Here is a 6,000-nt window from a genome sequence, read left to right as displayed (position 1 = left end):
GTGTTACTCACCCGTCCGCCGCTAAGTATCAGAGGTGCAAGCACCTCATCAACTCCGCTCGACTTGCATGTATTAGGCACGCCGCCAGCGTTCGTCCTGAGCCAGGATCAAACTCTCCAAATTGGTTGTTTGACTTGCTCATWACTTTTATCGCTATATTTGCTCATCCCGAAGGATTTGCAAGGCAGTTTTTACTCGTTGTTCAGTTTTCAAAGAACAATTCATTCTTTCGTGTCAACCGCGTGTGTCTCAGCGGCGACAAGAAATAATATATCACAGGGGCCCAATTAAATGCAACCCCTTTTTTAAAAAAAGTTTTAAAACTTGATTTTATCGATAAGAACGCGCATTTAATGCATAACGCGATAGCTCTTTCGGGGAGGCGATACGTGCGTACATACGGAAGATGATCTTATATCTTCTGGTTATCGCTTGCTTAATATCACCATCTAATCTTGAATCATTCAAGTCGAGCAGCATTTCATCCAGCTCTTTGCGAAGGACGTAGTCGAGTTCTTTGCATTCTTTATCGTTGAATAGTATTCCGAGCATAGCCGTGAGTGACCTCCTTAAGTTGAAAAGCGCAACTTGATCGTCCTTTAACGAACAAAAAAGCAACATCTCACGCAAATGCGTTTCGACACTGCTTTACTGTTATGCTCAAATATTGGAAAAATTATTACATCTGTAACAACCATAATGTAATTGTACTTTCAATTACCGCCGCAATAAGCAGTGTAATCGTCAAAATAACCATGACAGGAACGGTACGAACAACGAAGCTTTCAAGCTCTCGGCTTATATTCCCTGTCTTAGATCTTGCAAATACAAGTGATCCGACCGCTTTGAAGATGAGTACTCCAAAACGCATGCCATAAGCACATGCAATAATAATCGCGGGAATTTCCAGAATTCCGTGCGGCAGCAAACCTTTAACAATAAGCTCCATCACATACCCGCCGCCATGAAGCTCAGCTGTCGTTTTCAGTAAATAACCGATCATCATTCCATTTACAACTAAGAAAAAGAAAGGCAATACCCCAAACAAAGCACCTAAGTACATAACCAGTATCGATTTGACCGCATTATTCAAAAAAATGAAAATCATCATCGTTAACGTTGGATTTTTGGAATCATCGATCATTTCAGCGAGCTGTCCTAGCCCCTTCAGCTGTTCATCAAGAAAAGCTCTGAACGCCGGGTTCGTGCCTCCGATAACCATGCCTGCTAAAAATAATATGGATCCAAACGCTATATAGGGATTCATTTGCTTAAAATGCTCCCAAATCAAACGCCATTTAAACATTTTATCCCCTCCGCAGCTTGTAAGTTCGCAAGATGGATGAATATCTCTGTAGTACGAGCATAGATTGTACTACAAGCGTAAACGACGGCAGCCTTCGCTCAAGGCAAATACTCGTTTCGCAATTAAGGATAAGTGAAGTATAAAGATCGGATTTATACTTTCTTATCTTTGTACAAGCTTCCATTAGAGAGGAGTGCCCTTCCCAATGAACGTTTTTTATGTACTGAATGGCCGAAAGTTGAAAAGGTATTTCTTAATTGCTATCGCTGTCGTATTTTCCATTGGCATCATTTATGCCGAACGTGACAACATCACCGTCTTTGCTCCGCAGCAGCCGGCTGCAATCTACAGCGTACCCACTGATAAAAAGGTTGTTGCTCTTACCTTTGACATTAGTTGGGGCGATAAACGCACGGAACCCATTCTTAATGTGCTAAAAGAGAAAAACATTAAGCAGGCTACCTTCTTCTTATCTTCACCATGGAGCCAGTCCCATCCCGAGATCGTCAGAAAGATTCAAGAGGCTGGTTATGAAATAGGCAGCCATGGTCACAAGCATGATAATTACAGCAAGCTTAGCGATGAAGAAATTCGCAAACAAATTACGACTGCACACACCATTTTATCCGACGTAACGGGAAAACAACCGAAATTGATCCGACTTCCTAACGGAGATTTTGACAAGCGGGTACTGCGCATTGCTGAAGAGCTGCAATATAAGGTAATTCAGTGGGATACGGATTCACTCGACTGGATGAACATCGGCACCGACAAAATTATTAATCGGGTCGTAACGCGTGCTCATCCTGGCGACATCATTTTGTTCCATGCGAGTGATTCCGTAAAGCAGACACATGAGGCGCTTCCGATCGTTATTGATCAGCTGCGTGAAAAAGGCTATGAGTTTGTTACGGTAACCGACCTCATCACACAAACTGAGGTTGACGGCAAAGCGGTGCAGGACAAGACATCCTCTACATTCCCGCAAATTAATGCTGCTGAACTAGAATATTAAGTTAAACGACCGGCTTCGCAGCAATCGCTGCTGAGTCGGTTGTTTCTTTTTTGACCAAACGGTGCATCATCATAATTTGGTATGCATTGCAGACGAATAAAGGAACCATCATAAATACAATAGCAGATACGTTCGTTTCACCTTGCAGCGCAGGCCAAGACTCAATGAATGTAATGAAGAACATCAAAAACATGGTTGGCACAAAAGCGGTTTTGTTCGTTTGCTTAACCTTGAACCATGATACTGCAACAGATAATAGAAGCAGGGTAAGCGGCAATGTCCAGAAAAACCAGTTGTTCAGGCGCTGCTCATACAACATATACCCCAGCCCTATTGCTGCGAATAACGTCGTATAGCCTTGCAGCGCATTCCATAAATATTTTTTGCCGAATACGCTAAGAGCGATGTAGTTTAACGTTAAATAAGCGAAAAAGCCCATTTGGCTAAATGCTCCAATCATTAAACCGACCAAACCCATCATTAATGCATTAAAGCCGACAGCTTTAAAGCCTAAGAACCCAAACTCCGGATCTACCCAAGCCATCAACGCACCGGTAATTACGCAGGCAAGCCCGCCTACTACCATGCCGCTCCAAAATAAAAAGAACCACTTTTTTAAATTCACGTTCATTATCCTCCTGTTATCCACATTACCCTTTATTTTACCACGTTCACAATAAAAAGCTAAAGTCTGTCCATGATAATCCGGTGAACTTTGTACATAATAACTATACGATCCATCACTTTTCGAACGATTTGTTTATCCAAACGGTATGCAGCAGCAATGACATAGGAAGGAGCTTGCGAATCATGCGTAAGAGCTTTGCTTTATTTTCGGTTATTTCAGCCATGTTATTTGTTTTATCAGGCTGTGGCGCCGAGTCCTCTGGAGGTAGTAATGAGCAGGTCAGCTACAAGGATTTAAAAACGATGGTTATTGATATCCTCAAAACGGAGGATGCCCAAAAAGCACTGCAGGAGTCATCACAGCAAATTTCCGGTTATAGTGGCCAAACCTCTAAGCTGCTGTCTGTGCAGGATCAGGAGGAGGTTCGCTTAGCGGTTAAGGATGTCCTTATTTCTCCTCAGTACGACAAGGTAATCAAAAAGCTTATGGTTGATCCACGTTTCGCGGGGGAATTTGCCAAATCCGTTAATAAGCAAAATAAACAAATCCATAAAGAACTAATAAAGGACCCCTCCTATCAAGCTGATTTAATTAAGGTGCTTAAAAACCCTGAAATGGACAAGATGATTCTTGAGGTGCTGCAAAGTACGCAATACCGCAAGGAAGTGATGTCCCTTATGCAGGATGCGATGCAAAATCCATTGTTTCGACTTGAAGTGCTTGATCTGATGAAAAAAGCGGTACAAGAAGAGCTTAAACCAAGCCCAGACCAGAAAGTAGATAAAAAGAAAGAAGAATCGGGCGGTGAGCAAAAATCCGATGAGGAAGGCGGCGGCGGGGACGATTCAGGCGGCGGTGATGAACAAGGCGGCGATTCGGCTATGTAGCGGTAGAAGTATTGTTTTCACTGCATAAAATGAATTCAAAAAAGCCCGAACAGGTTGTCCGCATGGCAGCAAGGATTAGCTGCCTTAGACAATGGTTCGGGCTTTTGTTATTTGACTATTTGCCGCATTTCGCTAATACGCTGTCTGCAAGCTCCAAGTACATCTTCCCTGTTTCAGTATCGGCTTTGTATACCGACGGTGCAAAGTCAGGCTCAGATACATGATTGTCTGGCGCCCCCAATGGAATTTGAGCAAGCAGATCTGAATGAAGCGTCTCTGCGAGGCGTGCGCCGCCACCGCGGCCAAATACATATTCTCTCTCGCCGGTAACTTTAGATTCGAAATAGGACATATTCTCAACGATTCCAATAATTTCGTGTTCTGTCTTAATCGCCATTGCGCCTGCCCTAGCTGCAACGAATGCTGCTGTAGCATGCGGGGTAGTTACGATAATTTCTTTGCTTTGCGGAATAATCTGATGAACATCAAGCGCCACATCTCCCGTACCCGGCGGAAGGTCTAGCAGCAGGTAGTCAAGCTCGCCCCATTCAATCTCTTGGAAGAAGTTGCGCAGCATTTTGCCAAGCATCGGTCCGCGCCACACGATTGGGCTGTTGTCCTCTACGAAGAAGCCCATGGACATCACCTTAACACCAAACTTCTCAATAGGGATGACCCGTTCATTCACAACATCCGGGCGCTCTTCGATCCCCATCATATCCGGCACGCTGAAGCCGTAGATATCCGCATCGATGATGCCGACGCGCTTGCCCCTGCGGGCTAAAGCGACCGCCAAGTTGACGGTCACTGTCGATTTGCCGACGCCGCCCTTACCGCTCGCGACGGCGATGAACTGCACCCCGCTGGCAGGATCCAGCAGCGGGTTAGCTAAGCCGGCCCCGTGCCCCTGAACGGGCGCTGGGCCGCTAGATTTGCCAGCACCGGCGCTAGCCGCAGCCGGTGCTGCAGCTGCCGCTGGCGGCGGCGTAGACGCGCCTGCGCCTGCGGCAGGCGCTGCCTCGGCCCGAAACCGGAAATGCACGGTTTCGGCGCCCAGGCGCGCCAGCGCCTCGCGGAGCGAGGCTTCCAGCGCGGGCTCCATTGCCGCGCCAGACCCAAGGACCGTCATCGAAACTTGACGGTCCCGAACCATTACATCGCGGATGGTAACCCCATCCGCTTTATGCTGTGCCGTCACGATTTCGACGGCCTCTATAACTTGCTCTCGTGTCAACATAGGTTGTGTCCCACCTTTATATAATTAAAACTATATAATAGTTAGTATAACACAGTAAGCCCATGAACCAAGTCATAGGGTGCACCTTTGCTTCATTTTCGGCGAAAGGTTTCTTACTTGTCGGTTACCTCGTCTTGCAGCACGCTTCCGCTCAGCTTCTCCCCTGCAGTATATCTTAGAATACCCTCATAGATGGAGGCAGCTACTGATCTTTGGTACTCCGTATCCGCAAGTCGCTGTGATTCCCCAGGGTTAGATAGAAAGCCCACCTCAACGAGTGCCGTCGGAATGTTCTCGATTGCCTTCAGCACATAAACATCCTTCACGGTAGCGGCAACTCTTGTCGTGTTTTCTAAATTGCGTTTAATCTCATCTTGTATGAAGGTTGCGAGAATCCGATTGTCTGGGTGATTGTCCGGATGAAAAAAGGTTTGTGCACCCGTCCACTTAGCTGAAGGGATACTGTTCATATGTATGCTTATGACTGCGGCAGGATTGCTATTTTTAATAAGGGACACTCGCTTCTTTAAATCCTCTGTCTTGCGCTTGCTATAGGCTCTTGAATCCCCTGTTGCAAGATCGTAATCCCCTTCCCTTGTCATAACAACGACCGCTCCAGCCTGCTGCAAATAATCGCGCAAATACAGCGCAATCGCTAAGTTTAAATCCTTTTCGATAATGCCCTGCTTACTGACCGCACCGCCGTCTGCCCCGCCATGCCCGGCGTCAATGGCTATAGTCTTGCCCGACAAAGGCAGCGTCCAATAAGACCATGCTTTTTTTGAAGGCATCGATTGTGTAAGCAATATGCCCGTTAGTGCAATAACCAGCAATCCGATACTGATGCGAATTAAGCCCTTATACGTCAACCAAATGACAACATGCCGATCAATTCGGCGCATAAAAAAACCACCCCGTTTTCCATCA

General features: G+C 46.0%; 7 protein-coding genes and 1 rRNA gene. 2 read left to right on the top strand and 6 right to left on the bottom strand.

What is annotated here, in order from left to right; genetic code table 11:
• The 3 genes from AC1DOV_RS30780 to AC1DOV_RS30770 all read right to left on the bottom strand — a co-directional run.
• Positions 1–123, bottom strand: a 16S ribosomal RNA gene (locus tag AC1DOV_RS30780); the annotation flags it as partial.
• Positions 124–330: 207 nt separating this feature from the next.
• Complete coding sequence (locus tag AC1DOV_RS30775) at positions 331–552, bottom strand: hypothetical protein (RefSeq protein ID WP_053373934.1); 222 nt, start codon at positions 550–552, stop codon at positions 331–333.
• 127 nt (positions 553–679) lie between these two features.
• Positions 680–1,306: a stage II sporulation protein M gene (locus AC1DOV_RS30770; protein ID WP_430058125.1), complete on the bottom strand. Its 627-nt coding sequence runs from the start codon at positions 1,304–1,306 to the stop codon at positions 680–682.
• A gap of 205 nt (positions 1,307–1,511) precedes the next feature.
• Between AC1DOV_RS30770 and pdaB the strand changes: the two genes are divergently transcribed.
• Positions 1,512–2,321 carry a polysaccharide deacetylase family sporulation protein PdaB gene (pdaB, locus tag AC1DOV_RS30765; RefSeq protein WP_076271411.1) on the top strand — a complete coding sequence of 270 codons (810 nt, stop codon included), beginning with the start codon at positions 1,512–1,514 and terminating at the stop codon, positions 2,319–2,321.
• Between the two features lies 1 nt (position 2,322).
• Here pdaB and AC1DOV_RS30760 read toward each other — a convergent pair whose 3' ends face one another.
• Positions 2,323–2,946 (bottom strand): KinB-signaling pathway activation protein, encoded by a 624-nt coding sequence (locus AC1DOV_RS30760; RefSeq protein WP_441885678.1) that lies wholly within the window; start codon positions 2,944–2,946, stop codon positions 2,323–2,325.
• Between the two features lie 185 nt (positions 2,947–3,131).
• Between AC1DOV_RS30760 and gerD the strand changes: the two genes are divergently transcribed.
• The gene (gene gerD / locus AC1DOV_RS30755) at positions 3,132–3,836 is read left to right on the top strand and encodes a spore germination lipoprotein GerD (RefSeq protein WP_076271413.1); all 705 of its coding nucleotides are present in this window, start codon (positions 3,132–3,134) and stop codon (positions 3,834–3,836) included.
• A 115-nt stretch (positions 3,837–3,951) separates the two neighbouring features.
• Here the strand turns inward: gerD and AC1DOV_RS30750 are convergent, their stop codons facing one another.
• A complete protein-coding gene (locus tag AC1DOV_RS30750) occupies positions 3,952–5,073 on the bottom strand; it encodes a P-loop NTPase (RefSeq protein WP_076271414.1) in 1,122 nt (373 codons plus the stop codon).
• A gap of 113 nt (positions 5,074–5,186) precedes the next feature.
• The gene (gene cwlD, locus AC1DOV_RS30745) at positions 5,187–5,975 is read right to left on the bottom strand and encodes an N-acetylmuramoyl-L-alanine amidase CwlD (protein WP_076271459.1); all 789 of its coding nucleotides are present in this window, start codon (positions 5,973–5,975) and stop codon (positions 5,187–5,189) included.
• Positions 5,976–6,000: the final 25 nt, after the last annotated feature.

Source organism: Paenibacillus sp. 01T47 (assembly GCF_056398245.1).
Note: the sequence above shows the minus strand (reverse complement) of the source record. Positions and strands in the feature narration are given on the sequence as shown.

What these genes read in the sequence shown, in the direction of transcription:
- AC1DOV_RS30775 (WP_053373934.1), bottom strand. Translation starts at nt 552, where the DNA reads ATGCTCGGAATACTATTCAACGATAAAGAATGCAAAGAACTCGACTAC.
- AC1DOV_RS30770 (WP_430058125.1), bottom strand. Translation starts at nt 1,306, where the DNA reads ATGTTTAAATGGCGTTTGATTTGGGAGCATTTTAAGCAAATGAATCCC.
- pdaB (WP_076271411.1), top strand. Translation starts at nt 1,512, where the DNA reads ATGAACGTTTTTTATGTACTGAATGGCCGAAAGTTGAAAAGGTATTTC.
- gerD (WP_076271413.1), top strand. Translation starts at nt 3,132, where the DNA reads ATGCGTAAGAGCTTTGCTTTATTTTCGGTTATTTCAGCCATGTTATTT.
- AC1DOV_RS30750 (WP_076271414.1), bottom strand. Translation starts at nt 5,073, where the DNA reads ATGTTGACACGAGAGCAAGTTATAGAGGCCGTCGAAATCGTGACGGCA.
- cwlD (WP_076271459.1), bottom strand. Translation starts at nt 5,975, where the DNA reads ATGCGCCGAATTGATCGGCATGTTGTCATTTGGTTGACGTATAAGGGC.